Origin of the sequence: Maribacter sp. (genome assembly GCF_016744255.1) — a bacterium.
In the GTDB taxonomy this organism is placed as follows: Bacteria; Bacteroidota; Bacteroidia; order Flavobacteriales; family Flavobacteriaceae; genus Maribacter_B.
Map to the genome: position 1 here is coordinate 43,343 of NZ_JADGES010000001.1, position 26,846 is coordinate 70,188.

The window sequence follows — 26,846 nt, forward strand, 5'->3', positions numbered from 1 at the left end:
ATAAGTTTTACTCGAACTTATCCATAACTTCTCTACTTACACCTGTGTTCGAAAATCCTCCATCATGAAATAAGTTCTGCATAGTAACCTTACGAGTAAGATCAGAGAACAACGTTAAAGTATAATCTGCACAATCTTGAGCGCTTGCATTACCTAAGGGAGACATTTCCTCCGCAAAGTTAATAAAGCCATTAAATCCTTTTATTCCCTGCCCTGCAGTTGTTGCTGTTGGCGATTGCGATATCGTATTTACTCTTACTTTTTTATCTTTACCAAAGAAATAACCAAAGCTACGAGCAACAGACTCTAAATACGCTTTATTATCTGCCATATCGTTATAATCTGGAAAACTTCTTTGCGCTGCCATATAGGTTAAAGCAACAATGCTTCCCCATTCTTTCATAGCATCATTTTTATAAAGAGATTGCATTACTTTATGAAATGACAATGCTGAAATATCCCATCCCTTGGCCGTAAAATCGTAATTCTCATCCATATAAGACCTACCCTTTCTTACATTGATAGACATACCTATAGAGTGTAATACAAAATCTATTTTACCTCCTAAAATTTCCATAGATTTAGTAATAAGATTGTTTAAATCTTCTTCACTAGTTGCATCTGCAGGAATAATTTCTGAACCAGTCTTTTCCCCTAATTCTTTTAATTGACCCATACGCAAAGCAATTGGGGCATTGGTAAGCACAAAAGTACCGCCTTCTTCATGAACACTAAGTGCCGTTTTCCATGCAATAGAATTCTCATCTAATGCTCCAAATATAATTCCTCTTTTGCCTTTCAATAAATTGTATGCCATGTTCCTGTTCTTAGGTTTTTATAAAAATCAAAGATATTTAAAATATGTTAAAAAAAAAGAAGTAAAACAGCTATAAAAATCTATGCGCCATTTAATAGTTCTTTTGCATGGGCTATTGCAGAATCTGAACGTTCTTTCCCTCCCAACATTTCTGCAAGTTCCTCTACTCTTTCTTCATTAGACAGCATATACAAACTAGTTCTTGTTCCTTTATTATCTTCTGTTTTTTTAACTTTATAATGCTGTTTTCCTTTAGAAGCAACTTGTGGTAAATGTGTTATTGAAAAAACTTGCATATCTGCACTCATATTTTTCATAATAACCCCCATTTGGCTAGATATTTCGCCGGAAACTCCACTATCTATTTCATCGAACATTATCGTTGGTAAATTCTCATACTTAGCAAGTATAGCCTTTATTACCAGCATTATTCTAGAAAGTTCTCCACCCGAAGCCACCTTTTTAAGTTCTCCGTAATTCCCTCCTTTGTTAGCAGAAAACAAGAAAACTAAATCATCCTTTCCAGATGTTTTATAATCTCCAGAAGCATGTATTTCCATTTTAAAAGAAGCGCTAGGCATACCCAAAGACACTAAAGAATTTTCTAATTGTTTTTTTAAACTAGGAATTACTTTTTCCCTTCTTCTCCTAATATCTAAAGCAAATTTCTCTAATACCTCTTTCCCTTTTAATAGTCTATCTTCTTTTTCTTTTATGGTAGATTCTATATTTTCTGTTGTAGAAACTTTTTCGTTTAAATCTTCTCGTACGGCAATCAAATCAGCCATAGTTAAAACACTGTGCTTCTTTTGTAAATCGTACAACAACTGCAATTTACTATTAACTTCTTCTAATAATTTAGGGTTTACTTCTGTATTCTCTATACAATTCTGAAGCTCAGAACTTATGTCATCTAACTCTATAAAAACAGACTGTACTCTTTCATTTAAAGAAGTGTACTGAGAGCCATAACCAGACAATTTAGTCGTTACTTGCTTTAATTGAGAAAGAGCTCCTACCACCCCTATTTGCTCGTCATTTAACAATTGATTCCCAGAACCTAATTGCTCCATAATCAACTCTACATTATTCAACTGCTCATATTGCTCCTCTAACTCTTCTACAATTCCTTCTTTTAAAGGCGCCGACTCTAGCTCTTTCAATAAAAAACTATTATAATCTTGCTCTTTGGAAGCATTATCACGGAAATCTATTAATTCTTGTAGTTCTTTGACTAAAGATTGATACAGCTTTAAAGCCTCTCTATACTTTTGAAGTTTAGCGGTATTGTCCGCCAAAGCATCTACTACTTTTAACTGAAAATCGTTATCTGTTAATTGCAAGGTTTGATGTTGCGAATGCACATCAATCAAACTATCTCCTAATTTCGAAAGAATATCTAAAGTAACTGGGCTATCGTTAATAAAAGCTCTAGACTTGCCACTTGGCTGTATTTCTCTTCTAATTATGGTGGTATCTTCATAATCCAAATCGTTCTTTTCAAAAAAGCGCTTTAAATTATATTTATCTACCAAAAATTCTGCCTCAATTACGCACTTTACAGTTTTATCTCTCAGGGATGATAAATCTGCTCGTTTACCTAATACCAAAGACAAGCCTCCTAGCAGAATAGATTTACCAGCTCCTGTTTCTCCTGTAATTACTGTAAAACCATTTGTAAACGCAACATTCAACTGATCTATTAGCGCATAGTTTTTAATGGAAAGATTTGTTAGCAATGTAGATGTTTTTTATTGCTACAAATGTACTCTATATTCTATCGTAAAAAAATAGTGTTAATACTTTATATCATTCCAAGTGCTGGAATATAACGGTGCCACCCTAGTAAGAGTTTCTTTAAGCTTAATAATATCTACTTTAGGCCCACCAGAGAAGACATTTAGAATCTCTTCGGACTTGGCATCAAAAAAAGTTTGTATTAAAAAAGCGTTGGGTCTTCTTTTTTGCATAGTATCAAACAGATTCATGGTACCTGCTATTATCTGCTTTCCTGTACTATTATTATCCCCAAGAATATCTAATCCTTTTCTATGGTAATTATACATAGCAACCCTATATTCTTTGTATGTATTAGATAATAGGTTATCGATTAACTCAAACCTACTACGGTCCGAAGACTGACTCCACCCGGAAGAATTACCGCCTTGGGCTTGCGTAACTATACTCTGTGCCTTTCTAAAAAATTCATTCCCTCCTTCTAATGCAAATGTGTCCGCATCTAACCCTAAAATAACATAGGCATAGTAAGCTATTACACTTACCAAGTTAGATTCGTAAACATTCTCATTAAAAATCAAAGGTTGAAATTCTATATACTCAAAATTAAATTGATTGTCCTTGTAGTTAAATACAGGGGTATCATAAGAGGTATTAAAAACGGGTCGAGAAGATTGAATCTGAAGATTGCCTTTAAACCTATTAGACTCATAGTCGGTTATCGTAATAAAGATTTGCGCATTTACACGCTCGTTTTCTTTATACACTTTATTTGTCCATTTATTTTTATTCACAAAATCGTTCAACGAACGTTCTAAAGTTTTAAAAACTTGTTGATTAGTTTGGGAAACCTGATCCGAATTTATAGTAATCTTACAGTTTAACTCCTGCGCTTTTAAAAACAAGGTAGAACCTAAAAAAAATATAGCGACAATTAAATTACGCATCTAGTCTTTGAATTATTTCGTTTAATATATCTAACGCAACTTCTGCCTTAGTCTTTAATTCAAACGTTTTTATCTGCGACTTGGTATCTATAAAAGTAATTTTATTAGTCGCCTTACCAAAACCTGCGCCATTATCATTCAAAGAGTTAAGAACGATAGCATCTAAATTTTTTCTCTTTAGCTTCCCTGTTGCATTTTCCACCTCATTCTCTGTCTCTAATGCAAAGCCAACTAAAAACTGATTCTCCTTCTGCTCTCCTAGAGAAAACAAAATATCTTTATTCTTCACAAGCTCTATAGAGAATTCGTCTGCTTTCTTCTTTATTTTTTGAGTTGCTTTGGTTTTAGGCTTATAATCCGCAACTGCTGCTGCACAAATAGCAATATCTATTTTTTTGTAGTACTTATGTACTTCTTGGTACATTTCGTCTGCAGAAACTACCTTTATTAAATCAATAAAATTATGATTCACAGTGTATTTGGATGGCCCTGAGATTAATATTACCTCAGCTCCAAGATTCGCCGCACTTTTAGCCAACTCAAAACCCATTAGACCTGAAGAATGATTCCCAATAAAACGCACGGGATCAATAGCTTCATAGGTTGGGCCTGCTGTAATTAATACTTTTTTACCCCTCAATGGAAGATTCTTAGCCAAATCGCTTTCAATGAAAGCTACTATATCTTCTGGTTCTGCCATTCTACCTTCGCCATGCAAACCACTAGCCAATTCACCAGAGGTTGCTGGTATAATTATATTATCAAAGGATTGTAATTTTTCAATAGAAACTTTTGTTGAAGGATGCTTATACATATCCAAATCCATAGCTGGTGCTACATAAACTGGGCATTTTGCAGATAAATAAACGGTCAACAATAAATTATCACTAGCTCCACTTGCCATTTTAGACATAGTGTTTGCTGTTGCAGGCGCAATAATCATAATATCTGCCCACAAACCTAGCTCTACATGATTATTCCAATCTACCTGATTATCTTCTGTGGAAACAAAAGAAATTGGCACCGGATTTTTAGAGAGTGTTGCTAAGGTTAGCGGAGAAACAAAAGAGCTGGCGCTCTCTGTTAAAACAACTTTAACATTGGCACCAGCTTTAATAAGTAAACGAACAAGAAATGTAGTTTTATAAGCCGCAATCCCTCCGGTAATTCCTAAAAGGATGTTCTTATTAGCTAACATACATTACGCGTCTTTTTCCGTATTTCTGTAATAAATTTTTTCATTCAACCACTCTTCTACTGCTAATGCATGCGGCTTAGGTAGTTTTTCGTAAAATTTAGAAACTTCTATTTGTTCTTTATTTTCAAAAACTTCTTCTAAACTATCACTGTATGTAGCAAACTCCTCTAACTTCTCTAAAAGCTCTTTTTTTATGTCAGAATTAATCTGTACTGCTCTTTTAGCGGTAATAGAAATAGCTTCATAAATATTCTCTGTTTGCTTATCGAACTCATTCTTATTAATGGTCGTTGTTGAAACAGGAGCTTGCGAGTTTTTTAAATCGTTCATGTTCATAATAACAAGTATTTATTTTGCTTCTTCAGGAAGTCTTTTTAATTCTTTTTCTATTTTCTTAAGCAAGTTATCCGCTTCTTCACTGAATTTTGTTTCAGGAAACTTTTTCTTTAAAACGTCATAAGCACCTTTTGCATTGCCCAAACGTTCTGTTTTTAATGATTCAAAGCTATTCATCGCCATATGCGTTAAAGCATCTAACTTTACAAACAAAGCTTCTTCTTTATATATAGAACCTGGATAATCTGAAATAAAATTGTCACTTCCAGCTACAGCTGATTTTAACAACTCAAAATTAAACTCTCCTAGTTTATTATACTGCTTTACAATCTCAAAAGCTTTCTGTTCCTTTTTTGTTGTAAGCTCTTTTGCCAAAACATTAGCTTCTGCAAAATACTCTGAATCTTGATAGGTGTTTATAAAATTCTGAAGTTTTAAAAGAGCTTTATCCGTATCTGTTTGGTCTAGAGAATAATTAGGAGAAAGCATATAATAACTTTTTGCCCCTAAAAAAGCAGCTTCTTGTATCTTATCACTTTTGGAGTACGATTTTATAAATCTTTCAAATTGATAACCTGCCATATTATAGTCCTCTCTCTGAAAATACGTATCCGCAAAGAAAAACATTACGCGCTCCCCTTGAGGTTTACCAATGTATTTAGGAGCTATTTGCTCGAACAAACGATTAGATCGCTTAAAATCTTTCTCTTTATAAAACTTTTCTGCCAAATCATACTTAGCCTTTACATCTTCGTTCTTAAGTACTTTTTGGTACTCACTACAGGATTGTAAAGTTAAAGCGATAATGGCAAATGAAAAAAGGAGCCTCTTATTTAAAAACATTTTGCAAAATTAGGAATTATCAATGGATATAAAAAACATTTTATCATGCTAAAATAAAAGCATCCATAGGATACCACAATGCTTTTGGGGAAGTTTTAACGTTCTAGTAAAATATTTATACTCTAACCTTAATAAATGGCTTTGCAAATGTTCCTATTTTTTGTTTTAACTCAACCGTTGCTTCAACCAAAGGCAAGCGAACTGCAGCGTTAGATAAACCTACAAGTTCTAAGATAGTTTTTATACCTGCCGGGTTTCCTTCTTCAAAAATTAATTGCATTCCTTCTTGTAAATCATATTGCAATGCAAAAGCCTCAGCTACTTTTTTCTGTAACCCTAAACGAATCATCGAAGAAAACTCTTTTGGCACCCCTTGTCCGATAACAGAAATTACACCAGACCCACCAGCTAAAACACTAGATAGAGCGGTAATATCGTCTCCAGAGATTACATGAAAATTAGCAGGTGTCTTTTTTATCAATTCTAATACCTGTACTATATCGCCTGATGCCTCTTTTACTGCAACAATATTTTCAAAGTCTTGAGCTAAACGAGCTACTGTCTCTGGCAACACATTACTCCCTGTCCTACCAGGAACATTATACAATATGATTGGAATTGGAGACGCCAAAGAAACGGCTTTAAAATGCTGATAAACGCCTTCTTGCGTTGGCTTATTGTAATATGGAGATACAGAAAGAACTGCCATAAAATCACTTAAATCGATAACAGACAACTCCTCTACCACCTTTGCTGTGTTATTGCCTCCTACACCTAAAACCAAAGGCAAACGCCCTGCATTAGCCGCTACCACTGTATCTATAACAAGTTGTTGTTCTCCTTTGGATAAGGTTACAGATTCTCCTGTAGTTCCCAATACTACTAAATACTCTATTCCTCCAGATATATTATACTCCACTATATTAGCTAAAGCAAAAACATCTACAGCTCCTTCTTCATTAAAAGGGGTGACTAAAGCAACACCTGTACCCAATAATTCTTTCATTATTCTATTTCGTTTAATACTCGTAAATATTTTTTAAGTTCCTTTTTAAAAACCTTAAAATTCTTTATAGGAGTATTCAATATTAAATCATTATAAACTTTATCTACTTCAATAAACCCTACATTAACTCTTGCTCTTGTTTTCACGGTCATTAACTCTAATAATAAGTTTTCCTCATCATAATAGTTTACCAGCATATCATACTCCCTACTCAAAAACTCTAAAGCATAACTATTTTCTATATTTCCTTTCCACCCCAAATCTTTGTCTGAAAAAACTGGTATAGCATAGGGCGAATTTTTATCATAAAAATTCTTATAACCAATGATTTTAACAGCATTTGGTCGCAAAGAAAATTCTTCAATAAACTCATAAAAGAGATCCGCGTTTTCAAACTTATCTAAATCTACTATACAGCCTATAGATGTAATTCCTTTTTTACGCTCTACTTCAACCAATGGCTTACTCAATTCTGCTTTTAAAAATTTAGCCCCAGATTTACGTTTTAATTTATCTTTTATTCCGTTAAACATGTATTTTTACATTTCTACAAATGTAAAGAATCTTCATTTGTTTAGATAGCGCTAAATTAAAACAATCATGAATTTAAAAATAACACATTTTGTGATATTTATAACAATTGGTTTTTTAACCTCTTGTTCCGAGTCTCCAAAAAAGCTTATCCAAATAGAAGGAAAACAAATACCAATTGACACCAGTTACGCGGAGACAGACTCTATTAACGATTACATAAAACCGTACCGAAATCGCATTAATGAAGTTTTAGACAGTACTTTAGCGTATGCTACGCATAAAATATCTAAAGAAGATGGCCTATACAATACCTCTGCTGGAAATCTAATAGCAGACATTATTAAGATACAAGCCAACCCTATATTTAAATCTAGAACAGGAAACAATATTGATTTTGTTCTTTTAAATCATGGCGGCATACGTTCCATCATTTCTAAAGGAGCCGTTACAGCTAGAACCGCTTATGAGGTTATGCCTTTTGAAAACACTATTGTTGTTGTGGAATTAAATGGGAAATCGATATTAGATTTAGTGCAATATTTAATAAACACTAAAAGAGCACACCCAATCTCTGGAGCACAAGTAATATTAAGCAAAAACAACAAATTAAAAACTTTAAATATCCAAGGAAAGCCTTTTGATAATACTAAAACATATTTTGTAGCCACATCTAACTATCTAGTAAATGGCGGAGACAATATGGGCTTTTTTAAAGATGGATTAAACGTTTCTGAAACCGATTATAAAATTAGAAATGCCATTATAGATTATTTTAAGAAAGTAGATACCCTCTCCCCTAAAGTAGACAATCGTTATTATAAAATAAAGTAATTATGAACAGAAGAAAATTTATCACAAACACCTCTGCAACTTCTGCTTTTGTAGGCTTAGGAGGGCTCACTCTAGGCTCCTGTTCCCAAGATAAACCAACAAAAATTACTATTCTACACACCAATGATGTACATAGCCATATAGACCCGTTCCCATCGGACCATTCCGATTTTCCGAACCTAGGAGGGTTAGCGCGCAGAGCCACTTTAGTAGATAATATTAGAAAAGAAAACCCCAACACCTTATTGTTTGATGCCGGTGACATCTTTCAAGGCACCCCATATTTCAACTTTTTTGGAGGAGAATTAGAGTTTAAGCTAATGAATATGCTAAAATATGATGCTGCTACTTTAGGAAATCATGATTTTGACAATGGCGTAGAAGGTTTATTAGCACAAATTCCGAATGCAAAATTCGATTTGCTATCTGCTAATTACAATTTTAGCAATACCACTCTAGATGGATACACAAAACCATACAAAACCTACACGCTTAACAACCTTAAAATAGGTGTTTACGGCATTGGTATTGAATTAAAAGGTTTAGTTACCAAAAGACTATATAAAGAGACAGAGTACCTTAATCCTTTTGAAATTGCAACAGACATAGAAACGCAATTAAAAGAAGTAGAAAAATGCGATTTAATAATTTGCCTTTCGCATTTAGGTTACGAATATGCAAACGAGCAAAAACCAGACGACCTTACCCTAGCATCTAAAACAAAACACACGGATTTAATTATTGGCGGACACACACATACTTTTCTTGAAAAACCTACTGTTGTTAAAAATGCTATAGACAGAGATATCTTAGTAAACCAAGTTGGGTGTTTTGGAATTAATTTAGGGCGAGTAGATTTTTATTTTGACGGCGCTACCAATACACAATCTCAAGGGGTTTCTATAAAAGTATAATTCCATGAAGCTTCTTAGAACCAATTCTAAAAACAAAGACTTTATTACACTAACAGAAAAACTAGATACATATTTAGCTGTTACCGATGGTAATGAGCACGATTTCTACAATCAGTTTAATTCCATTCAAAATCTGAAATATGTTATTATTATCTATCAAGACAATATTCCTGTAGGCTGCGGCGCTCTTAAAGTTTTGAACAGCACTTCTATGGAGATAAAACGAATGTATGTTTCTCCCAAAGTCAGAAAAAAAGGTGTTGCAACCACCATATTAAAAGAATTGGAAACCTGGACAAAGGAATTAAAGTTTAAATCTTGTGTTCTAGAAACCGGTTGCAGACAAACAGAAGCAGTAGCACTATACAAAAAGTGCAACTACAAAATAACACCAAATTACGAGCAATATATCGGAATGAAAAACAGCCTTTGTTTTATAAAAGAATTATAAGACAGAACATCTAATAATAGTAATTCACTTTGCTTATAATATCATCGCAACCAAATATCTGGATTTAAATAAAACATACGCTTTCAACCTAACAATTAATTATACACGACTCTGTTACCATTATTAGCAACACAATGCATTAATTGACCATTCTTATTTCATCTTTTTTCTACAACGTAAGTCTTAGTCAATTTGTCGTATAAATTTTGATTTTTATCATCCCAAAAAATCCAGATAATAGGAATAATAAAAAAACTAAACACACCTTTTAACATCTCTCGAATAGCTCCTTCTGATGCTTTTTCAAAATCATTTCCAGATTCAGAAGATATAACTTTCAAACCAAACATTCGATGTCCTAAATTACCTGTAAAAATTGGATAAAATGTAGCTCCTACAATTAACCCAAAGATAGCAGCAAATCCAAATCCTATAGGATTATCTCCATTCATAAATCCTTTTAAAGAAGAAGTATTATAAATGGTGTAGGGTAAAAAAATAAGCAGCCCGTACATACAAGTCTCTAACAGATTAGCCAAAAAACGAGTTCCCTTTGAAGCCAATTTATATCCAAAAACTTGATTAATATTATTTTCAGATTGAATTTTTCTTTGGAGCAAGTCCTCCAAGTCAATATCTAACACTTCACAAATTAGAACTAATGTTTTTCCTCGCGGTTCGTTTTCACTGTTTTCTATTCGCTGTATTGTTCGTAAATTTACTTTTGCGAGTTCCGCTAGTTCTTCCTGAGTAAGACCTTTTACTTTTCTACCTGCGCTAATTTTCTCTCCTAATATACTCATTAATGTTTTTATTTAGTTTTCATCAAAGTTATTTATGAAACCATATTTTGATAGCGGTATAAATACGGCATTTCTACGACATTTTCATTTATTCTAAATGTCGTAAAACAAAACATCCCTTTAATTTCTATATTTATTTGGGTTTAACGAAAACATATACTAAAACCCCTAGAACTACAGAAATTATTTTTCAGAATACCTATAGGACACTTTATAAGCTAACGAAGAAAGTAGCACATACCAAAAACGGCGTGTAGTATTGGTTATCATATATCCTTATTTCTAACTATACCATAGCTAAGAAATCTTGCTCTGAAATAATAGATATTCCTAACTTTTCAGCTTTTGCGAGTTTACTAGGCCCCATTTTATCGCCAGCAACCAAAAAAGAGGTCTTGGAAGAGATAGAAGAACCCACTTTACCTCCATTATCTTCTATCAACTTTTTTAAATCGTTTCTACTAATCACTTCAAAAACACCAGATACTACAAAAGTCTGTCCTTTTAATTTTTCTGTCTGATTTAATAATTTATCCGCAGATATCTCAAACTGTATTCCGTACGTCTTAAGCCTGTTAATAATTTCGACATTCTTCTCATTTTTAAAGAACTCCACCACACTTTCTGCAATACGCTGCCCTATTTCATCTACAGCGGTTAACTCCTCAACGGTAGCGATACTAATAGCATCTATATTCTTATATGCTTTAGCTAACTTTTTAGCAACTGTCTCTCCCACAAAACGAATCCCTAAAGCAAACATAACTCGCTCAAAAGGAATCTCTTTGGAAGCAGCTACGCCAGTAACCAAATTCTCTGCCGACTTCTCTGCCATACGCTCTAAAGGCATTACATCTTCTTTGGTTAGCGTATACAAATCTGCATAGTTTGTAATTAAACCTTCTTTAAAAAGAAGCTCTACGGTTTCTCCTCCCAACCCCTCAATATCCATAGCTTTTCTAGAAATGTAATGTTGAATTCTACCTGTAATTTGCGGTGGACAACCGTAGTAATTTACACAGTAATGTTTAGCATCCCCTTCTGTTCTCACCAATTCTTCATGACATTCTGGACAATGGGTAATATATGTAGTAGGCAAAGAATCTTGTGGTCTTTTTTCTAAATCTACTTTAATAATTTTAGGAATAATCTCTCCTCCTTTTTCTACAAACACCGTATCTCTTTCTCGAATATCGAGCTTTTCTATTTGGTCTGCATTATGCAACGAAGCCCTTTTTACGGTAGTACCCGCCAATAGAACAGGCTCCAAATTTGCAACAGGTGTAATTGCCCCAGTACGCCCTACTTGGTAGGTAATCTCGTTTAAAACCGTTGAAACTTGTTCTGCTTTAAATTTATAGGCCATTGCCCATCGAGGAGATTTAGAGGTATACCCTAATTCTTCTTGGTGTTGCAAGTTATTCACTTTAATTACCACGCCATCTGTCTCATAAGGGAGCTCATGCCTATGTACATCCCAATATTCCACAAAATTCATTACCTCTGTTGTTGTTTTACACAAGGTAGCAATCGTTGGCACCTTAAAACCCCAATCCCGAGCTTTCTCTAACATTTGAAACTGCGAAGTAATGCCTATATTTTCCCCCACCACACCATATAATAAACAATCTAAGGGCCTTTGCGCCACTGCTGCGCTATCTTGTAATTTTAAACTACCAGAAGCCGTATTCCTAGGATTCATATACGGATCTTCTCCTGCAGCTATGCGTTCGGCATTCATTTTTTTAAAACCTTCAAAAGGCAAAACAATTTCTCCACGAATATGAAACTTTGGAGGGTAATTCCCTTTTAGCTGTAGTGGTACCGATTTTATAGTTTTAACATTCGTCGTTGCTTCATCTCCTTGAAAACCATCGCCACGAGTAACCGCCTGGATTAATTTACCTTCTTCATAGGTAAGACTAATAGAAGCACCATCATACTTTAACTCACAAGTAAACTCCACTTCTACATCTCCTAATACTTTCTGTATTCTTTTTTCCCAATCTTCTACATCTTCTGTGGAATAAGAATTATCTAAAGAATACATACGGTGTTCATGTACAATGGTTGCAAAATTTTTGGTCACCGTACCTCCAACTCTGAGCGTGGGTGAAGTAGCATCGTAAAATTCAGGGTGTTTTTCTTCTAAAGCTTGTAATTCTTTTAGTTTTATATCAAAATCGTAATCGGATATAGTAGCATTATCTAACACATAATAATTATAATTATGCTCTCTTAACTCTGTTCGCAATACTTCTATCTGTTCTTTTACGCTCATTTATATTTCTTCTTTAAATACTTACTACAAATTAACTTACTCTACTACTTTTTTACTGCTTTCAACATTCGGTCATTACCAAACATATCTTTCCGGAGTTCAATTTCTGAAAAATTTTCATTTTCTAAAAGCTGCTTTGTTTCTTTTCCTAAATATTGATTAATTTCAAAATACAAAGCACCGTCTTTTTTTAAATTTTCTTTAGCAAAAACGCTTATCTTTTCATAAAACATAAGGGCTTTATTATCTGGGACGTACAATGCCAAATCTGGTTCGTATTTTTTTACGTTATCTGCCATCTTATCCTTTTCTAACTCCCTAACATAAGGAGGATTAGATACAATTATATCAAAATATAAATCAAGCGTTTTTAGTTCTAAAATATTAGCATGCACAAAAGTAATATCTACCTCGTTTAAAACAGCATTCTCCTGAGCTACCTGCAACGCCTCTTTAGAAACATCCAATGCAAATACTTTTGCTTTTGGCAAGTGCTTAGCTAATGTAATTGGAATACACCCACTACCCGTTCCAATATCCAAAATATGTAATTGCTGGTTGTTTCTTTTTTTTACATCGTCTAAAATCCAATATACCAATTCCTCTGTCTCTGGTCTCGGAATTAAAACATTAGCATTAACCTTAAAATCTAAATCCATAAAATATGCAGACCCCAATATGTGTTGCAAAGGTTCTTGCAATTTTAATCTAGACAATGCTTTAAACAATGGCTCCTCTTCGTCTTTAGTTAAAGTTAAATTAGGCTCTGTAGCCAAAACAAATCTCTGCAAGTGCAAATAATGCTCTATGGCTCTGTAAAAAAAACTCTGTACCTCTGTTAAAGGATAAATCTCCTTTAGTTCTTCTTCAAAAATATTTTTAATATCTCGTAATAACATATACTATAAATCTTTTATCATCCAAACAGGACAGGAATAATGGCCCGTATCTCCCATTTTATCCTCTAAATATGTAAATCCCGTTTTTAGATATAGTTTCTGTGCCGCTTTCATATATGGCATGGTTTCTAAATAACATTTATCAAAACCGTATTCTTTTCCTTTTTCAAGACAAGTTCTTATCATCATAGCTCCTAATCCTTTGCCCCTTGCCTCTTCTAAAAAATACATTTTTTGAAGCTCACAGACATTACCTTCGTAATTTTCTAACTGCGCCACTCCTGCGCAACCAATAATAGCCCCATCTTGCTCCACAACAAAATATGTAGCCTTAGGCACTTTATAATTTTCGAACATAGAATCTAAAGCCTTATCTGCATAAGCTGTACCAACTTTAGGAACCCCAAGATCTATTAATACTTTACGGATAACAGTTGCCACTTCGGCATTATCTTTTTCTTCTATTTCTCTAATAAATGTAGTATTCATACACCTTCGTTTTAGCCTAACTACATACTCTTTCTATTTCTGAACTTATTTTTTGAAATACAAGAAGTATATATCCTATTTTTGTGAAGTGAAGATACATGAAAAATACATGTTACGTTGTATTGAATTAGGCAAAAATGGCCTTGGAAATACTGCTCCTAACCCAATGGTAGGTAGCGTTATTGTACTTCATAACAAAATAATAGGAGAAGGACATACTAGCCCGTATGGCGGCCCTCATGCCGAGGTGAACGCAATAAACTCGGTTACAGACACTTCCCTTTTAAAAGACGCCACTATATATGTTACTCTAGAACCCTGTTCTCATTATGGAAAAACACCTCCATGTGCTGATTTAATACTAAAATACCAAATTAAAACGGTAGTTATTGGCACCCTAGACCCTAATGAAAAAGTAGCAGGCAAAGGCATTAAAAAATTAAAAGATGCAGGTTGCAATGTTATTACTCCTGTTCTAGAAAAAGAATGCAAAGAACACCATAAACGTTTCCTAACTTTTTTTACAAAAAAACGTCCGTACATTATTTTAAAATGGGCAGAAACAAAGGATGGATTTATAGCTCCTGATATCTCTGCTCGAAAAGAAAACCCAGAGCCATATTGGATTACAAGTCCTTATTCTAGGCAGTTAGTTCACAAATGGCGCGCTGAAGAACAAGCCATACTTGTAGGTACAAATACCGCTAAACAAGATAATCCAAAACTAGACGCTAGAACTTGGAAAGGAAACAATCCTATCCGGGTTGTTTTAGATAAAAATTTAAAACTAAAACCAAACACTCACTTACTAGATAACTCCATAAAAACGATTGTTTTTACAGAAAACAAGGATGCAAAAAAAATAGTTAAGGGGATTAATTATGAAGTTATTCCTTTTAATAAATCATTAGCAAAGCATGTATGTAACTCTCTGTACAAAAGAAACATCAACAGTATAATTATTGAGGGCGGCACTAAAACAATACAAACTTTTTTAGATGCTAACCTATGGGATGAAGCTCGTGTTTTTATAGGGAACTCTTATTTTAAACAAGGTACTAAAGCTCCTGTTATTAAGAATAAAATAATACAAACCATGCAAATAGCAACAGACCTATTAAACCTAATAAAAAATGATTAAAAATATTATTTTTGATTTTGGTGACATATTCATCAACCTAGACAAAGAAGCTGTTTTTAAAGAATTAGCAAAATATGGCTTTACCTCTTTAACTTCCGAATTAGATTCTTTGGCTAAAAGTTACGAGCAAGGTTTAGTATCCTCCAAAATCTTTATTTCTAATCTAATCACTATTTTTCCAAACACGGATGAAACCAAAATAAAAAATGCATGGAATTCTATTTTGTTAGATTTTCCTTTGAATCGTTTAGAGTTTTTAGAAAACCTTGCAAAGGAAAACAAATACCGTCTTTTTCTATTAAGTAACACTAATGAAATGCATATTTCTTCCGTAATAGAAACTATGGGAAAAGATAACTTCCAACGTTTTAAAAATTGTTTTGAAGAATTCTACCTCTCCCATGAAATACAATTGCGTAAACCAAATGCGGATATTTACGAATATGTATTAAAACAAAATAATCTTACCGCTACAGAAACAATTTTCATTGATGATACCAAAGAAAATACCGATGCAGCTGAAGAATTAGGTATTCATTGCTGGAATTTACAAGTGGGCCTTGAAGACATCATTGATTTAAAAAATAAACTACCACAATGTTAAACCTTACTTTAAGCATCTTATTTTCTAGTTTAATATTTGTTATTTTTAAACTATTTAGCATCTATAAAATACAGACCTTATACGCGATTATTACAAATTACGTGGTAGCGTGCACTGTTGGCCTTTTTCTCTACCAAGGACCTGTCTCTATTTCTTCTGTGCCAGAAAAACCATGGTTCTTTGGCACATTAGCACTTGGGCTCTTATTTATTGTAGTTTTTAATTTAATGGCAGCTACCGCCCAAAAAGTTGGGATATCTGTTGCATCAGTAGCTACTAAAATGTCTTTTGTTATCCCTGTCATTATAGGTGTCATTGCCTACAATGAACATCTGAGTTTTTTAAAAGTATTAGGAATACTTTTAGCCATGGGAGCGGTCTACTTTGCCTCTATGAAAGAAAGCAAAACCTCTTTCAATATAAATGTTTTACTATTACCTGTTCTAGTTTTTCTTGGCTCAGGAACCATAGATGCAACCATAAAGTATTTTCAAGAAAAGCACGTTGCCCCAGCTGAATTCTCGCTTTTTTCTTCTGTTATTTTTGGTTCTGCTGCAGTTGTAGGTCTTCTTTTTATTCTATTACAATCGAAAAAAAATCCTTTAAAAATCAATATAAAAAATATTGTGGGCGGAATTGTTTTAGGAGTCCCTAATTTTTTCTCCATTTTCTTCCTACTAAAAGCCCTTAACAATCCCAACTTTAACAGCGCTTCGATTTTTACTATAAACAATGTTGCTATAGTTATGTTTTCTACTTTATTAGGTATTCTTCTTTTTAAAGAAAAAATTAGCCTTAAAAACTGGATCGGAATCGCACTAGCTATTATCAGCATATCTCTTGTAGCACTAACATAATGCAAACTCCTAAAGACACATATAAAACGATATTAACTCCTTCTAAGGAAATTCTTTTAAAAGAAAAGAAGAGTAAATTTTTTGGTTATGCATATCCTATTACTACAGAACAGGAAGTTAAACCAATTATAGAGACTTTACGCAAAAAACACCATACCGCCAATCATGTTTGCTATGCATGGCAATTGGGAGTTAAACAACCTACTTACAGAGCAAATGATGATGGTGAACCAAACAATTCCGCAGGAATGCCAATATATGGACAAATAAAATCTTTTGATATTACAAACGTCCTTGTTGCCGTAGTTAGGGTATTTGGAGGAACAAAACTTGGTGTTGGCGGCCTAATAAGCGCCTACCGAAATACAGCAGAAATAGCATTACAAGAAGCTACTATTGTGGAACAAATAATTATGGATGCTTATGAAGTTGCTTTTAGTTATAAAGAAATGGACAAAGTAATGCGCATAATAAAACAACACCAACTAAAAATTAATTCGCAACAAATGGAGATGACTTGCTCTATACAATTCTCTGTTAGACAAAAAGACTCTAAAAAAATCGAAACAATTATTAAAGCCCATCACGAAATAACACTCAAAAAAATCGACTTGTAAAGTTATATTACTCTAAATCTAATTTTTCGAGAATATAATCTGGACATTTAATTGGTCTTCTTTTTTCTTTATCCATAAAAACTAATTCTACATTAGCCTCTGCTAAAATTTCCCTTTTTTCATTATAAATAATAAAGTCGAATTCAATCCTAACAGAGGGCTTTTTCTTTAAAATAGTACGCACAATTATTAAATCATCATAAAACGCAGATTTTTTAAATTTTGTATTTAAAGAAATAACTGGTAGAATTATACCATTTTCCTCCATACTCTTGTAAGAAATACCCTCACCCCTTAACCACTCTACTCTACCCATCTCTAAGTACTGTGCGTAGTTTCCGTGATAAATAACTCCCATTTGGTCCGTTTCGCTATATCTAGCTCGAAAAGAAATTTCGTTAAAATTCATATTATTTCAGGTAAATATTCTATATTTAAAAAGTTCGTAATTTGGGCATACGAACATGAGAAAAAAATATCTAAAATTCAAAGGAATTTCATTTTTTTATTACATAATTTGTTCACATATTTGCTGAACTATAAACGCACTATTTACGACTTAATAAACACAAGTTGCAAAAACGAAATCACTAACCAAAAAAGAGGGAAATAATACAATGAGTGTTACTGCTAATTCTGTTTGGGACAATTGTCTGGCTTTTATCAAAGATAATATCCAACCGCAGGCATTTAAAACTTGGTTCGAGCCTATTAAGCCTATAAAGCTTTCTGAAAAAGCTCTTAGCATTCAAGTTCCTAGTAAATTTTTCTACGAATGGCTAGAAGAACATTATGTAAAACTACTTAAAGTAGCCCTAACAAAAGAACTAGGGGAAACAGCTAAGCTAGTTTACATTATTCGTATGGAAAACACATACGGAAACAAAGAGCCCTTTACCGAAAAAATTCCTAGTACAAATCGAGGAAATCTAGCATCACAAGAGCTAAATGTCCCTATTAAATCTAAAAACCCAGAATTAAGAAATCCTTTTGTAATTCCAGGAATTAGAAATATAAAAATAGAATCTCAACTAAACCCTAATTATAATTTTGAAAATTTCCTAGAAGGGGACTCTAATAGATTGGCTCGTTCTGCAGGAATGGCGGTTGCCAACAAACCAGGAGGAACTTCATTTAACCCATTACTGATTTTTGGTGGTGTTGGATTAGGAAAAACCCATTTAGCCCACGCTATAGGTGTTGAGATAAAAGACAAATACCCAGAAAGAACCGTACTATATATTTCTGCAGAGAAATTTACACAGCAATACATAGAGTCTGTTAAAAAGAATACTAGAAATGATTTTATTCATTTTTATCAATTAATAGATGTTTTAATAATTGATGACGTACAATTTCTTTCTGGAAAATCTGGTACTCAAGATGTATTTTTCCACATTTTTAACCACTTACACCAGAATGGAAAACAAGTAATCCTAACATCTGATAAAGCTCCTGTTGATATGCAAGACATAGAACAGCGTTTATTATCTCGTTTTAAATGGGGATTATCCGCAGAGCTACAAAACCCTGATTACGAAACACGTATTTCTATACTGAAGAATAAATTATATAGAGATGGCGTAGAGATGCCTAATGATATTATTGATTATGTTGCAAAACACATAAAATCTAATATCCGAGAATTAGAAGGAGCTATTATTTCTCTTATAGCACAATCCTCTTTCAATAAAAAAGAGGTAACCATAGACCTTGCTCAGCAAGTAGTGGAGAAATTTGTGAAGAATACCAAAAGAGAAGTTTCCATAGACTACATTCAAAAAGTAGTTTCTGATTATTTTGAAATGGATGTTGCAACCTTACAATCTAAGACTAGAAAACGTCATATTGTACAAGCAAGACAATTAGCTATGTTTTTCGCTAAGAAATTCACAAAAGCCTCTCTTGCTAGTATTGGTTCCCAAATAGGAAAACGAGATCATGCTACGGTATTACATGCTTGCAAAACCGTTGATAACCTTGCCGAAACAGATAAACAGTTCCGTAAGTACATTGATGATTTAACAAAGAAATTTTCATAATCTCTTTTAGATGAAAACCAAAATATTAATGGTATGCCTCGGAAACATCTGCAGGTCTCCATTAGCAGAAGGTATACTAAAAAGCAAAATTAACCCTGCTGAAATTTTTGTTGATTCCGCCGGAACTGCAGGATACCATGTAGGCAACATGCCAGATATACGCTCTATTGCAGTTGCTCAGAAATACGGAATTGATATTCACCAACAGAAGTGTAGAAAATTTTCTTCCAAAGATTTTAAAGAATTTGATATTATATATGTTATGGACAAAAGTAATTATGAAAACATAATTACCCAAACATCAAACAAACAAGATATCGCCAAAGTAAGATTATTACTTTCTGAAATTGATTTAAAAACAACGGAAGTACCCGACCCATATCATGATAAAGACGAAGGGTTTGAGCATGTTTTTCAATTAATAGACAAAGCCTGTAACGAGATTGCTAAAAAACTACAATAATGGAAACCACAACCACTAAAGGAAAACTTTATTTAATACCAACTACTCTTGGCAATAACGAACCTTTAGAAGTTTTACCAATTTCTATTAAACAAACAATTGAGAGTGTTAATCATTATATAGTAGAAAACGAAAAGACTGCTCGTCACTTTATTAAAAAAATAAACCCTAGAAAATCACAACAAAGTCTAGAAATAAACTTACTTAACAAATTTACTGAAGCCCATGAAATTCCTAGCTTTTTAGACCCATGCTTAAATGGTATAAATGTTGGCATTTTATCTGAAGCAGGATGCCCAGGTATTGCAGACCCTGGTGCAGATGTTGTTAAAATTGCACACGAAAAAAACATACAAGTAGTTCCTTTAGTTGGACCATCTTCTATATTATTAGCTCTTATGGCTAGTGGATTCAATGGACAAAATTTTGCTTTTAATGGATACCTACCAATAGACAGTTCCGACAAAAAAAAAATCATTAAAACTTTGGAAAAAAAATCCAGGGAACTAAAACAATCTCAAATATTTATTGAGACACCCTATAGGAATGACAAAATGCTTCAAGAACTAACAAAAACTCTAGCTGATAATTCCTATATCTGTGTTGCTTGCGATATTACATTACCTACCGAATTTATAGCAACCAAAAAAGTTTCTGATTGGAAAAAAACAAAGGTAGACTTACACAAAAGACCTACCATATTTATAATACAAGCATAAAAAAAAGCCTTGACGGTTCTATCTATCAAGGCTTACCATTTTCATATTAAACTTACTCTTCTATACTTTTGGATTTCTTATCGGCGTAACATGCGATATATCATATCCTGAAAACTTTTTTAAATACTTAGATACCGTTGTTCCATAAGCATCCATAACATCATCACTACCATACGAACGCAAATACTTCTTTACGTTTCCTGGGCCAGCTAAATGCGCCGCTGCTAACATTCCAGACTCGGTAACAATAACGCCTCCTATTTTCTTACCAACGAAACGCTGAATATCTCTTCTGAGAATCCATTTATTTCTTGATATATTGGTTTGAAAAACTTTTTCTTGCAAAATAGGGTCGTTCAAAAAACGTGTTGTATTATAAACACCCATCAATTGCAATGTTCCCACACCAAATTGATACTTACCTAAATACCCTAAAGTATTTGTGGTAAAATAATTACCTTGAGATTCTTTAAATGCCAGAGCCTCTTTAAAACCAATGTAACAACTTCCTAAAAAAGGAGGTACTACAATTGCACCATTAAAAACAGTCTTGCTTTTGGGAAACAAAACTTCAGTAGGTTCATTTACTTTTAAAGTTTTTGGGACTTTAACCTGTTGGGTCTTAAAACCAAAACTTACAAAAATAAATGTCAAGATAAGAGGACAACTTACGTACATCCATCTTCTCATATAATTGTTTTCTTAAGACTGACTACTAAAAATAAAGCATGCTTAAATTTCAGTTGGCAAAGTTAGACCTAATTCCCCTTCTATTTTTAGAAGACTTTGTTAAAATATTCATTTTTAGTCAACAAGCACGAAAACAAGGACAACATGCTATCTATTTATTTTTTTCGCATTTATCCAACGGACATATTGCACCTTATTCCGGTTATGTTGAGCTGCGGTTCTAGCAAATTTATGATACCCAAAATTCTCTACATTGGCTACCATATAGATATATTCATGTCTTTCTGAGCTTAAAACAGCATCAATTGCAGATATATCTGGCATAGTTATAGGGCCTGGAGGAACACCCGTGTATTTATAAGTATTATAAGGGGAATCAATCTCTAAATCTTTATAAAGAACTCTTTTAATTACAAGACCAAAGTTGTTCTGATCCTTTTTTAGCGCATAAATTACAGTTGGATCTGCCTGAAGAAGCATTCCTTTTCGTATTCTATTTAGATATAAGCCAGCTACTCGAGGCCTTTCATCTATTTTCGCAGTCTCTTTGTGTACAATCGCAGCCAATGACACCACTTCAATAGGAGTTAGATTTAACGCTTTAGCCTTTTTCAAGCGGTTTTCATTCCAAAATTTTGCGTACTCCTTAAGCATTTTATTTCTAAAACCCTCTGGAGAGGTATTCCAAAAAAACTCATAACTATTAGCTATATACATTGCCAAATTAGTATCCGCATTAAATCCATTTTCCTTTAAAAAAGAAGCATCGGTAAAAGCGCTTAAAAGACTTAAACTATCCGCCTCTATCTGTTTAGATATCCTCCCTGCTAAATCAGCTATAGTCTCTTGATTATTAAATGCTACTTTAACTGGGGTATTTCCACTTCTTAGCACACCAATAATTTCATTATTATTCATCCCTTTCTTTAAAGCATACTTCCCTGCCTTAACATTTACAGAATACTTTTTTCGTTCTGCAGCTGATAAAAAAGAAGAAATATCTTCTAAAATAGGCTCCAAAAGCACTTCAACATCGTTAATATTAGAATTTGTTGGTATAAAAACATACGCTTTATCATTATTAAATTTAGTGTTTGGTGTAAAGAAGGCATCATAAACCGTATAGGCTAATATTCCCCCTGCAACCAATCCCACTAAAACGATTGCTACTAATATTTTCTTTATATACATGTGCTTATTTTTTGAAACAAAATTTCATTCTTATAATTTCCGCTGGAATAAATCCAATCTTTTTTGACTCCTATTTGCTTAAAATCTAACTTTTTAAACAAATGAATACTTGCCATATTATCTTCTAAAACATTAGCATATAATTGATGTAAATCTAATACCGTAAAAGCATAATCGCACAGAATAGCAATAGCCTCAGCCCCTATTCCTTCATTCCTATGCTCTTTCTGCAAAACAACAATACCTATACCTGCTTTTTTATTTTTTGGGTCAAAATCGAACAAATCTATCAACCCAACAACTTCTTTTTCTTTAGTACATATACACAATCGCAATTGTTTAACATCGTAAATATCTCTATGCGCACTCTCTAAATACAACTGTAAAACCTTTTTAGAATAAGGTGTTGTTGTTCCACTAATCTCCCATAAGTCTGTATTATTCTCTAAGGCATACAAAAAATCTAAATCACCCATTTCCAGAGCTCTTAAATATATTCTATTACCCTCTAGATTTAACATGATATTTCTCCCTTAAAAACCTGCTTAGCCTGGCCAGTTAAAAACACCTGACTATACGTTCCATTTTCGTAATGAAATGTAACCTCTAACTTACCTCCTAAAACATCTACATAAACATGATTCTTATGCACTTTACCCGCTTTATGCATTGCAATTGCAACCGCAGTAACACCTGTTCCACACGACAACGTTTCATCTTCAACACCGCGTTCATAGGTTCGTACAGCAAACATATTTTCCCCTATAGGTTCCACAAAATTAATATTACTTCCCGTTTCACCATATAAACCATATCTTAATTTCTCTCCCTCTTTCTTCACCTTAAATTCCGAAAGATTTTCTACCATTTGTACATGGTGTGGAGAACCTGTATTTAAAAACATAGCTCCTGGTTTTGTTTTAACATCGTTCACCTCTATCATTTGCAAACTCACTACATCACCATCCATAGTAGCACTATGCAACCCGTCTACAGCCATAAAAGAAGTTTTATCTTTAATTACATTTAAAAATCGCGCAAAAGCAACAAGACACCTTCCTCCATTACCACACATGGTACTCTCTTTTCCATCGGAATTATAATAAACCATCTTAAAATCAGAAACAGCATCTTCTTCTAATAAAATAAGGCCATCTGCCCCTATCCCAAGTCTTCTATCACAAAGAAAAGCAATCCATCTTGTATTTTCTTTTGGGAATTTTAAATCCCTATTATCAATCATTACAAAATCGTTACCTGTTCCCTGGTATTTATAAAACGTAATATCCTTTTTCTTCATAATATAACAAAGATAGAAATTATTAAGTTTTTTTTGGCAGTTAAAAAGTCGTTAAAGACAATCTACTAATGACTAAATCTATTAATTTTACATGCATATTTTAAAACACATACAAATGAAAAAAATTAGCAACTTACTATTAGTCGCCGTTTTTGCAGGCGCAATTACACTTGGTACTTATAAGCTTTTTTTTGAAAACACCAATTATACCGTTATTACTCAAGAACCTAAAGCAAATACTTTTCAAACAAACTACACTCCTACTTCCCCTAAAGGAGCCGGAATAAATGAATTAGATTTTACTACAGCTGCAGAAATTACAGTAAACGCAGTAGTACACGTTAAAAATGTGACCCTAGGTTCCGGGCCTACAAATATCATGGAGTTCTTCTATGGGTCTAAATCTAGCCAAACACCACAAATAGGAACTGGCTCTGGCGTAATCATATCACCTGATGGCTACATAGTTACCAATAACCATGTTATTTCAAAAGCAAATAAACTACAGGTAACTCTGAATAATAATAAAATATATGATGCAGAATTAGTTGGCACAGACCCTAACTCCGACATTGCCTTATTAAAAATTGATGCGAAAAAACAACTTCCATACCTTGCTTTTGGCGACTCAGACAATGTAAAGATAGGAGAATGGGTATTAGCCGTAGGCAACCCTTTTAACCTTACCTCTACTGTAACTGCTGGCATTGTAAGTGCAAAAGCAAGAGCCCTTGGACAAATAGACCAGTCTTTTATACAAACAGATGCTGCCGTTAACCCCGGAAACAGCGGAGGAGCTTTAGTTAACACCAATGGTGATTTAGTCGGAATTAACACTGCAATAACATCACAAACAGGCTCTTATGTTGGATACTCTTTTGCCGTTCCAAGTAATATTGCCAAAAAAGTCGTAGAAGACATTATGGAATATGGCAATGTTTTAAAAGGAATTATTGGTATTACCTCCCCTCCAATGAATTCTCCTTACGCTATTGAAAATGGAATAAATGAAATTGAAGGTGTATATGTTGATGGTGTGGAAGCCGGATCAGGAGCCGAAGATGCCAATATTCAATCTGGGGATATAATTAAAAAAGTAGATAATATTGATGTTCGTAAATTTTCTGATCTAATAGGATACATTTCTACAAAAAGACCAAAAGACGAAGTAGAATTAACCCTAATACGTTCTAATGAAACACTAATAGTACCCGTTACCCTTAAAGAAAGACAAGCACTATTTATAGCTGAGATGGGAATAAAAGTAAAAAACCTTACCGAGGAGGACAAAAAACAATTTAAAACCGAAACTGGGGTTAAAATAATTGAGGTTCCCGAACTATATAGAGGATATGGGTTAAAAGGGAAAATTTTATTATCTGTAGGCGAAGACAAAATAAATAATATCCAAGAGGCAAAAACATTGTTTGGACGTATCTCTAGATATGGCAAAACAAGTATTACAATGCTCAATAAAAAAGGCGAACGAGAAAGGCTTATTTTTCAATAACAGTACTCTTAAAAAAACGCTCCATAAACGGAGCGTTTTTTTTATGCAATAATATTTTTACGAAAACGTTTGAAATAAGTATTTTTGCAAACCAATAAACAATCATAAAGTCATTATGGCAAAAAATAAAATGTACGAAAAAGAGCTTGCTTTTCAAGCCGATAGAAGGAAGGCAACTACCGAATTTATCAAACTAACAAGTGATTTGTGGTATGATAAATCCATAGAAATAGTTTTATTTAAAAACCAAGTAATTGATAAAAATGTAAGCGACATCATCAACTTACATGAGTACGCAGGTGAATTTGTTCAAAAACCAATATCAATTTTTGATTCTGTAGAGATTTTAAGAGCTATAAACGACATAAAATTACCCCCTTCTAAATTAGATATCGGTAAACTTACTTATGAGTATCATTCCGACAATAATGATTCTAGTAACGTAAAATCGTTTGTTATCAACAAACTTAAAGACGCCAATAATTCTGATGAAATAAAACCTAAAGATGTAGTTTTATATGGTTTTGGCAGAATAGGTAGACTTCTTGCCAGAGAACTTATGGCCAAAACTGGAAAAGGAACCCAAATGCGACTAAGAGCTATAGTTACTCGCGGGGCTACCAGTGAAGAAATTTTGGAAAAAAGAGCTAATTTATTACGAACCGATTCTGTTCATGGAAAGTTCAATGGAACTGTAGACATCGATGTTAAAAATAATGCACTAATCATCAATGGGACTACGGTGCATATTATCAATGCAGCACAACCAGAAGACATAGATTATACTAACTATGGCATTAAAGACGCATTAATTATTGATAATACCGGAGCCTTTAGAGATAAAAAAGAACTAAGTAGACACTTAAAATCTAAAGGTGCATCTAGAGTCCTTTTAACCGCACCTGCAAAAGAAATTCCTAATATTGTTCATGGTGTAAACCATAATGAATACAGCCCTGACACCATTAAAATATTTTCTGCAGCTTCCTGTACAACTAATGCAATTACCCCAATACTAAAAGTAATTGATGACTCTTTAGGAATAACCAAAGGGCATTTAGAAACCATCCACGCATACACCAATGACCAGAACTTGGTAGACAATATGCACGGAAAATACAGAAGAGGAAGGGCTGCCGCTTTAAACATGGTAATAACAGAAACAGGAGCCGGAAAAGCTGTAGCAAAGGCACTACCTGCATTAGAAAATAAATTAACTTCTAATGCCATAAGAGTTCCTGTCCCTAATGGGTCCCTAGCCATATTAAATTTAGAAATTAAAAACAAAACATCTATAAATGGCATTGATACTATTATCAAAAAATACGCTTTAGAAGGCGATTTAGTAGAACAAATAAAATATTCTTTAAGCAAAGAGATGGTTTCATCCGATATTATTGGGACTTCTGCTCCTTCTATTTATGATAGCAAAGCCACAATAGTAGAAAAATCAGGAAAAAATATTATACTTTATATATGGTATGATAATGAATATGGTTATTCTCACCAAGTTATTCGATTAGCCAAATATATATCTAAAGTAAGAAGGTATACGTACTACTAGGACTAACACTGTATTTAAGAGGTTTTATTTTAATGCTAATCCATTTAAAATAAAACCTTTTT

Annotated in this window: 29 protein-coding genes; 12 read left to right on the forward strand and 17 right to left on the reverse strand. The window is 33.4% G+C overall.

The window, feature by feature from the left end:
* Positions 1-7: 7 nt before the first annotated feature.
* The 8 genes from QZZ51_RS00200 to QZZ51_RS00235 all read right to left on the reverse strand — a co-directional run bounded on the left by QZZ51_RS00200 (position 8) and on the right by QZZ51_RS00235 (position 7,417).
* Positions 8-817, reverse strand: coding sequence for an SDR family oxidoreductase (locus QZZ51_RS00200; RefSeq protein WP_291864204.1), 810 nt, complete (start codon positions 815-817; stop codon positions 8-10).
* 80 nt (positions 818-897) lie between these two features.
* Positions 898-2,556, reverse strand: coding sequence for a DNA repair protein RecN (gene recN / locus QZZ51_RS00205; protein ID WP_291864207.1), 1,659 nt, complete (start codon positions 2,554-2,556; stop codon positions 898-900).
* A 57-nt stretch (positions 2,557-2,613) separates the two neighbouring features.
* Positions 2,614-3,501 carry a DUF4835 family protein gene (locus tag QZZ51_RS00210; RefSeq protein ID WP_291864209.1) on the reverse strand — a complete coding sequence of 296 codons (888 nt, stop codon included), beginning with the start codon at positions 3,499-3,501 and terminating at the stop codon, positions 2,614-2,616.
* Complete coding sequence (coaBC, locus tag QZZ51_RS00215) at positions 3,494-4,699, reverse strand: bifunctional phosphopantothenoylcysteine decarboxylase/phosphopantothenate--cysteine ligase CoaBC (RefSeq protein ID WP_291864212.1); 1,206 nt, start codon at positions 4,697-4,699, stop codon at positions 3,494-3,496. The genes QZZ51_RS00210 and coaBC overlap by 8 nt, the downstream gene beginning before the upstream one ends.
* Positions 4,700-4,702: 3 nt before the next feature.
* Complete coding sequence (locus QZZ51_RS00220) at positions 4,703-5,035, reverse strand: DNA-directed RNA polymerase subunit omega (RefSeq protein WP_291864214.1); 333 nt, start codon at positions 5,033-5,035, stop codon at positions 4,703-4,705.
* A 12-nt stretch (positions 5,036-5,047) separates the two neighbouring features.
* Entirely contained in the window at positions 5,048-5,878 is an 831-nt protein-coding gene (gene bamD / locus QZZ51_RS00225) for an outer membrane protein assembly factor BamD (protein ID WP_291864217.1), read from the reverse strand.
* 115 nt (positions 5,879-5,993) lie between these two features.
* A complete protein-coding gene (dapA, locus tag QZZ51_RS00230; RefSeq protein WP_291864220.1) occupies positions 5,994-6,884 on the reverse strand; it encodes a 4-hydroxy-tetrahydrodipicolinate synthase in 891 nt (296 codons plus the stop codon).
* Complete coding sequence (locus QZZ51_RS00235; protein WP_291864222.1) at positions 6,884-7,417, reverse strand: hypothetical protein; 534 nt, start codon at positions 7,415-7,417, stop codon at positions 6,884-6,886. The genes dapA and QZZ51_RS00235 overlap by 1 nt, the downstream gene beginning before the upstream one ends.
* 67 nt (positions 7,418-7,484) lie before the next feature.
* Here QZZ51_RS00235 and QZZ51_RS00240 point away from each other — a divergent pair, with 67 nt between their 5' ends.
* The 3 genes from QZZ51_RS00240 to QZZ51_RS00250 are packed head-to-tail and all read left to right on the forward strand — an operon-like array spanning position 7,485 to position 9,614.
* Positions 7,485-8,249, forward strand: coding sequence for a 5'-nucleotidase (locus tag QZZ51_RS00240; protein WP_291864224.1), 765 nt, complete (start codon positions 7,485-7,487; stop codon positions 8,247-8,249).
* 2 nt (positions 8,250-8,251) lie between these two features.
* Positions 8,252-9,163 (forward strand): metallophosphatase, encoded by a 912-nt coding sequence (locus tag QZZ51_RS00245; protein ID WP_291864227.1) that lies wholly within the window; start codon positions 8,252-8,254, stop codon positions 9,161-9,163.
* 4 nt (positions 9,164-9,167) lie between these two features.
* Entirely contained in the window at positions 9,168-9,614 is a 447-nt protein-coding gene (locus QZZ51_RS00250; protein ID WP_291864230.1) for a GNAT family N-acetyltransferase, read from the forward strand.
* Positions 9,615-9,772: 158 nt separating this feature from the next.
* On the opposite strand, the gene QZZ51_RS00255 is transcribed toward QZZ51_RS00250, so the two are convergent.
* From QZZ51_RS00255 to QZZ51_RS00270, 4 genes are all read right to left on the reverse strand, one after another.
* Positions 9,773-10,417 (reverse strand): helix-turn-helix transcriptional regulator, encoded by a 645-nt coding sequence (locus QZZ51_RS00255; RefSeq protein WP_291864233.1) that lies wholly within the window; start codon positions 10,415-10,417, stop codon positions 9,773-9,775.
* Between the two features lie 286 nt (positions 10,418-10,703).
* The gene (gene ligA, locus QZZ51_RS00260) at positions 10,704-12,698 is read right to left on the reverse strand and encodes an NAD-dependent DNA ligase LigA (RefSeq protein ID WP_291864236.1); all 1,995 of its coding nucleotides are present in this window, start codon (positions 12,696-12,698) and stop codon (positions 10,704-10,706) included.
* A gap of 44 nt (positions 12,699-12,742) precedes the next feature.
* Positions 12,743-13,597 carry a peptide chain release factor N(5)-glutamine methyltransferase gene (gene prmC / locus QZZ51_RS00265; RefSeq protein ID WP_291864272.1) on the reverse strand — a complete coding sequence of 285 codons (855 nt, stop codon included), beginning with the start codon at positions 13,595-13,597 and terminating at the stop codon, positions 12,743-12,745.
* A gap of 3 nt (positions 13,598-13,600) precedes the next feature.
* Positions 13,601-14,086 carry a GNAT family N-acetyltransferase gene (locus tag QZZ51_RS00270; protein ID WP_291864275.1) on the reverse strand — a complete coding sequence of 162 codons (486 nt, stop codon included), beginning with the start codon at positions 14,084-14,086 and terminating at the stop codon, positions 13,601-13,603.
* A gap of 88 nt (positions 14,087-14,174) precedes the next feature.
* On the opposite strand from QZZ51_RS00270, the gene ribD reads away from it, so the two are divergent.
* The 4 genes from ribD to QZZ51_RS00290 are packed head-to-tail and all read left to right on the forward strand — an operon-like array spanning position 14,175 to position 17,305.
* Positions 14,175-15,227, forward strand: coding sequence for a bifunctional diaminohydroxyphosphoribosylaminopyrimidine deaminase/5-amino-6-(5-phosphoribosylamino)uracil reductase RibD (gene ribD, locus QZZ51_RS00275; protein ID WP_291864440.1), 1,053 nt, complete (start codon positions 14,175-14,177; stop codon positions 15,225-15,227).
* Complete coding sequence (locus QZZ51_RS00280; protein WP_291864277.1) at positions 15,220-15,831, forward strand: HAD family phosphatase; 612 nt, start codon at positions 15,220-15,222, stop codon at positions 15,829-15,831. Before ribD ends, QZZ51_RS00280 begins: the two co-directional genes overlap by 8 nt.
* A complete protein-coding gene (locus QZZ51_RS00285; protein ID WP_291864279.1) occupies positions 15,825-16,688 on the forward strand; it encodes a DMT family transporter in 864 nt (287 codons plus the stop codon). The genes QZZ51_RS00280 and QZZ51_RS00285 overlap by 7 nt, the downstream gene beginning before the upstream one ends.
* Entirely contained in the window at positions 16,688-17,305 is a 618-nt protein-coding gene (locus QZZ51_RS00290) for a YigZ family protein (RefSeq protein ID WP_291864281.1), read from the forward strand. Before QZZ51_RS00285 ends, QZZ51_RS00290 begins: the two co-directional genes overlap by 1 nt.
* Positions 17,306-17,312: 7 nt before the next feature.
* On the opposite strand, the gene QZZ51_RS00295 is transcribed toward QZZ51_RS00290, so the two are convergent.
* Positions 17,313-17,714 (reverse strand): thioesterase family protein, encoded by a 402-nt coding sequence (locus tag QZZ51_RS00295; protein ID WP_291864284.1) that lies wholly within the window; start codon positions 17,712-17,714, stop codon positions 17,313-17,315.
* 208 nt (positions 17,715-17,922) lie between these two features.
* Between QZZ51_RS00295 and dnaA the strand changes: the two genes are divergently transcribed.
* The 3 genes from dnaA to QZZ51_RS00310 are packed head-to-tail and all read left to right on the forward strand — an operon-like array spanning position 17,923 to position 20,529.
* Positions 17,923-19,347, forward strand: a complete 1,425-nt coding sequence (dnaA, locus tag QZZ51_RS00300; protein ID WP_291864287.1) for a chromosomal replication initiator protein DnaA — start codon at positions 17,923-17,925, stop codon at positions 19,345-19,347.
* A gap of 10 nt (positions 19,348-19,357) precedes the next feature.
* Positions 19,358-19,810: a low molecular weight protein-tyrosine-phosphatase gene (locus QZZ51_RS00305; RefSeq protein ID WP_291864289.1), complete on the forward strand. Its 453-nt coding sequence runs from the start codon at positions 19,358-19,360 to the stop codon at positions 19,808-19,810.
* Positions 19,810-20,529 carry an SAM-dependent methyltransferase gene (locus tag QZZ51_RS00310; RefSeq protein WP_291864291.1) on the forward strand — a complete coding sequence of 240 codons (720 nt, stop codon included), beginning with the start codon at positions 19,810-19,812 and terminating at the stop codon, positions 20,527-20,529. The genes QZZ51_RS00305 and QZZ51_RS00310 overlap by 1 nt, the downstream gene beginning before the upstream one ends.
* A 60-nt stretch (positions 20,530-20,589) precedes the next feature.
* Here the strand turns inward: QZZ51_RS00310 and QZZ51_RS00315 are convergent, their stop codons facing one another.
* The 4 genes from QZZ51_RS00315 to dapF form a co-directional block, all read right to left on the reverse strand.
* Entirely contained in the window at positions 20,590-21,219 is a 630-nt protein-coding gene (locus QZZ51_RS00315; RefSeq protein WP_291864295.1) for a hypothetical protein, read from the reverse strand.
* Between the two features lie 147 nt (positions 21,220-21,366).
* On the reverse strand, positions 21,367-22,410 hold the full coding sequence (gene mltG / locus QZZ51_RS00320; RefSeq protein WP_291864296.1) for an endolytic transglycosylase MltG: 1,044 nt from the start codon (positions 22,408-22,410) through the stop codon (positions 21,367-21,369).
* Positions 22,401-22,931, reverse strand: a complete 531-nt coding sequence (locus QZZ51_RS00325) for a GNAT family protein (protein WP_291864298.1) — start codon at positions 22,929-22,931, stop codon at positions 22,401-22,403. Before QZZ51_RS00325 ends, mltG begins: the two co-directional genes overlap by 10 nt.
* On the reverse strand, positions 22,925-23,710 hold the full coding sequence (gene dapF, locus QZZ51_RS00330) for a diaminopimelate epimerase (protein ID WP_291864301.1): 786 nt from the start codon (positions 23,708-23,710) through the stop codon (positions 22,925-22,927). Before dapF ends, QZZ51_RS00325 begins: the two co-directional genes overlap by 7 nt.
* Before the next feature lie 115 nt (positions 23,711-23,825).
* On the opposite strand from dapF, the gene QZZ51_RS00335 reads away from it, so the two are divergent.
* Together QZZ51_RS00335 and QZZ51_RS00340 are read left to right on the forward strand one after the other, a co-directional pair.
* On the forward strand, positions 23,826-25,220 hold the full coding sequence (locus QZZ51_RS00335) for a trypsin-like peptidase domain-containing protein (RefSeq protein WP_291864302.1): 1,395 nt from the start codon (positions 23,826-23,828) through the stop codon (positions 25,218-25,220).
* Positions 25,221-25,335: 115 nt separating this feature from the next.
* Positions 25,336-26,784, forward strand: coding sequence for a glyceraldehyde-3-phosphate dehydrogenase (locus tag QZZ51_RS00340; protein ID WP_291864304.1), 1,449 nt, complete (start codon positions 25,336-25,338; stop codon positions 26,782-26,784).
* The last annotated feature ends 62 nt before the right edge of the window (positions 26,785-26,846 follow it).

Coding starts and splice junctions, on each gene's coding strand:
- QZZ51_RS00240 (WP_291864224.1), top strand. CDS start 7,485: ATGAATTTAAAAATAACACATTTTGTGATATTTATAACAATTGGTTTT.
- QZZ51_RS00245 (WP_291864227.1), top strand. CDS start 8,252: ATGAACAGAAGAAAATTTATCACAAACACCTCTGCAACTTCTGCTTTT.
- QZZ51_RS00200 (WP_291864204.1), bottom strand. CDS start 817: ATGGCATACAATTTATTGAAAGGCAAAAGAGGAATTATATTTGGAGCA.
- prmC (WP_291864272.1), bottom strand. CDS start 13,597: ATGTTATTACGAGATATTAAAAATATTTTTGAAGAAGAACTAAAGGAG.
- QZZ51_RS00305 (WP_291864289.1), top strand. CDS start 19,358: ATGAAAACCAAAATATTAATGGTATGCCTCGGAAACATCTGCAGGTCT.
- QZZ51_RS00310 (WP_291864291.1), top strand. CDS start 19,810: ATGGAAACCACAACCACTAAAGGAAAACTTTATTTAATACCAACTACT.
- mltG (WP_291864296.1), bottom strand. CDS start 22,410: ATGTATATAAAGAAAATATTAGTAGCAATCGTTTTAGTGGGATTGGTT.
- QZZ51_RS00250 (WP_291864230.1), top strand. CDS start 9,168: ATGAAGCTTCTTAGAACCAATTCTAAAAACAAAGACTTTATTACACTA.
- QZZ51_RS00315 (WP_291864295.1), bottom strand. CDS start 21,219: ATGAGAAGATGGATGTACGTAAGTTGTCCTCTTATCTTGACATTTATT.
- QZZ51_RS00280 (WP_291864277.1), top strand. CDS start 15,220: ATGATTAAAAATATTATTTTTGATTTTGGTGACATATTCATCAACCTA.
- QZZ51_RS00210 (WP_291864209.1), bottom strand. CDS start 3,501: ATGCGTAATTTAATTGTCGCTATATTTTTTTTAGGTTCTACCTTGTTT.
- dnaA (WP_291864287.1), top strand. CDS start 17,923: ATGAGTGTTACTGCTAATTCTGTTTGGGACAATTGTCTGGCTTTTATC.
- QZZ51_RS00335 (WP_291864302.1), top strand. CDS start 23,826: ATGAAAAAAATTAGCAACTTACTATTAGTCGCCGTTTTTGCAGGCGCA.
- QZZ51_RS00235 (WP_291864222.1), bottom strand. CDS start 7,417: ATGTTTAACGGAATAAAAGATAAATTAAAACGTAAATCTGGGGCTAAA.
- QZZ51_RS00325 (WP_291864298.1), bottom strand. CDS start 22,931: ATGTTAAATCTAGAGGGTAATAGAATATATTTAAGAGCTCTGGAAATG.
- bamD (WP_291864217.1), bottom strand. CDS start 5,878: ATGTTTTTAAATAAGAGGCTCCTTTTTTCATTTGCCATTATCGCTTTA.
- dapA (WP_291864220.1), bottom strand. CDS start 6,884: ATGAAAGAATTATTGGGTACAGGTGTTGCTTTAGTCACCCCTTTTAAT.
- QZZ51_RS00295 (WP_291864284.1), bottom strand. CDS start 17,714: ATGAATTTTAACGAAATTTCTTTTCGAGCTAGATATAGCGAAACGGAC.
- QZZ51_RS00290 (WP_291864281.1), top strand. CDS start 16,688: ATGCAAACTCCTAAAGACACATATAAAACGATATTAACTCCTTCTAAG.
- dapF (WP_291864301.1), bottom strand. CDS start 23,710: ATGAAGAAAAAGGATATTACGTTTTATAAATACCAGGGAACAGGTAAC.
- QZZ51_RS00340 (WP_291864304.1), top strand. CDS start 25,336: ATGGCAAAAAATAAAATGTACGAAAAAGAGCTTGCTTTTCAAGCCGAT.
- QZZ51_RS00270 (WP_291864275.1), bottom strand. CDS start 14,086: ATGAATACTACATTTATTAGAGAAATAGAAGAAAAAGATAATGCCGAA.
- QZZ51_RS00285 (WP_291864279.1), top strand. CDS start 15,825: ATGTTAAACCTTACTTTAAGCATCTTATTTTCTAGTTTAATATTTGTT.
- coaBC (WP_291864212.1), bottom strand. CDS start 4,699: ATGTTAGCTAATAAGAACATCCTTTTAGGAATTACCGGAGGGATTGCG.
- QZZ51_RS00220 (WP_291864214.1), bottom strand. CDS start 5,035: ATGAACATGAACGATTTAAAAAACTCGCAAGCTCCTGTTTCAACAACG.
- ligA (WP_291864236.1), bottom strand. CDS start 12,698: ATGAGCGTAAAAGAACAGATAGAAGTATTGCGAACAGAGTTAAGAGAG.
- QZZ51_RS00255 (WP_291864233.1), bottom strand. CDS start 10,417: ATGAGTATATTAGGAGAGAAAATTAGCGCAGGTAGAAAAGTAAAAGGT.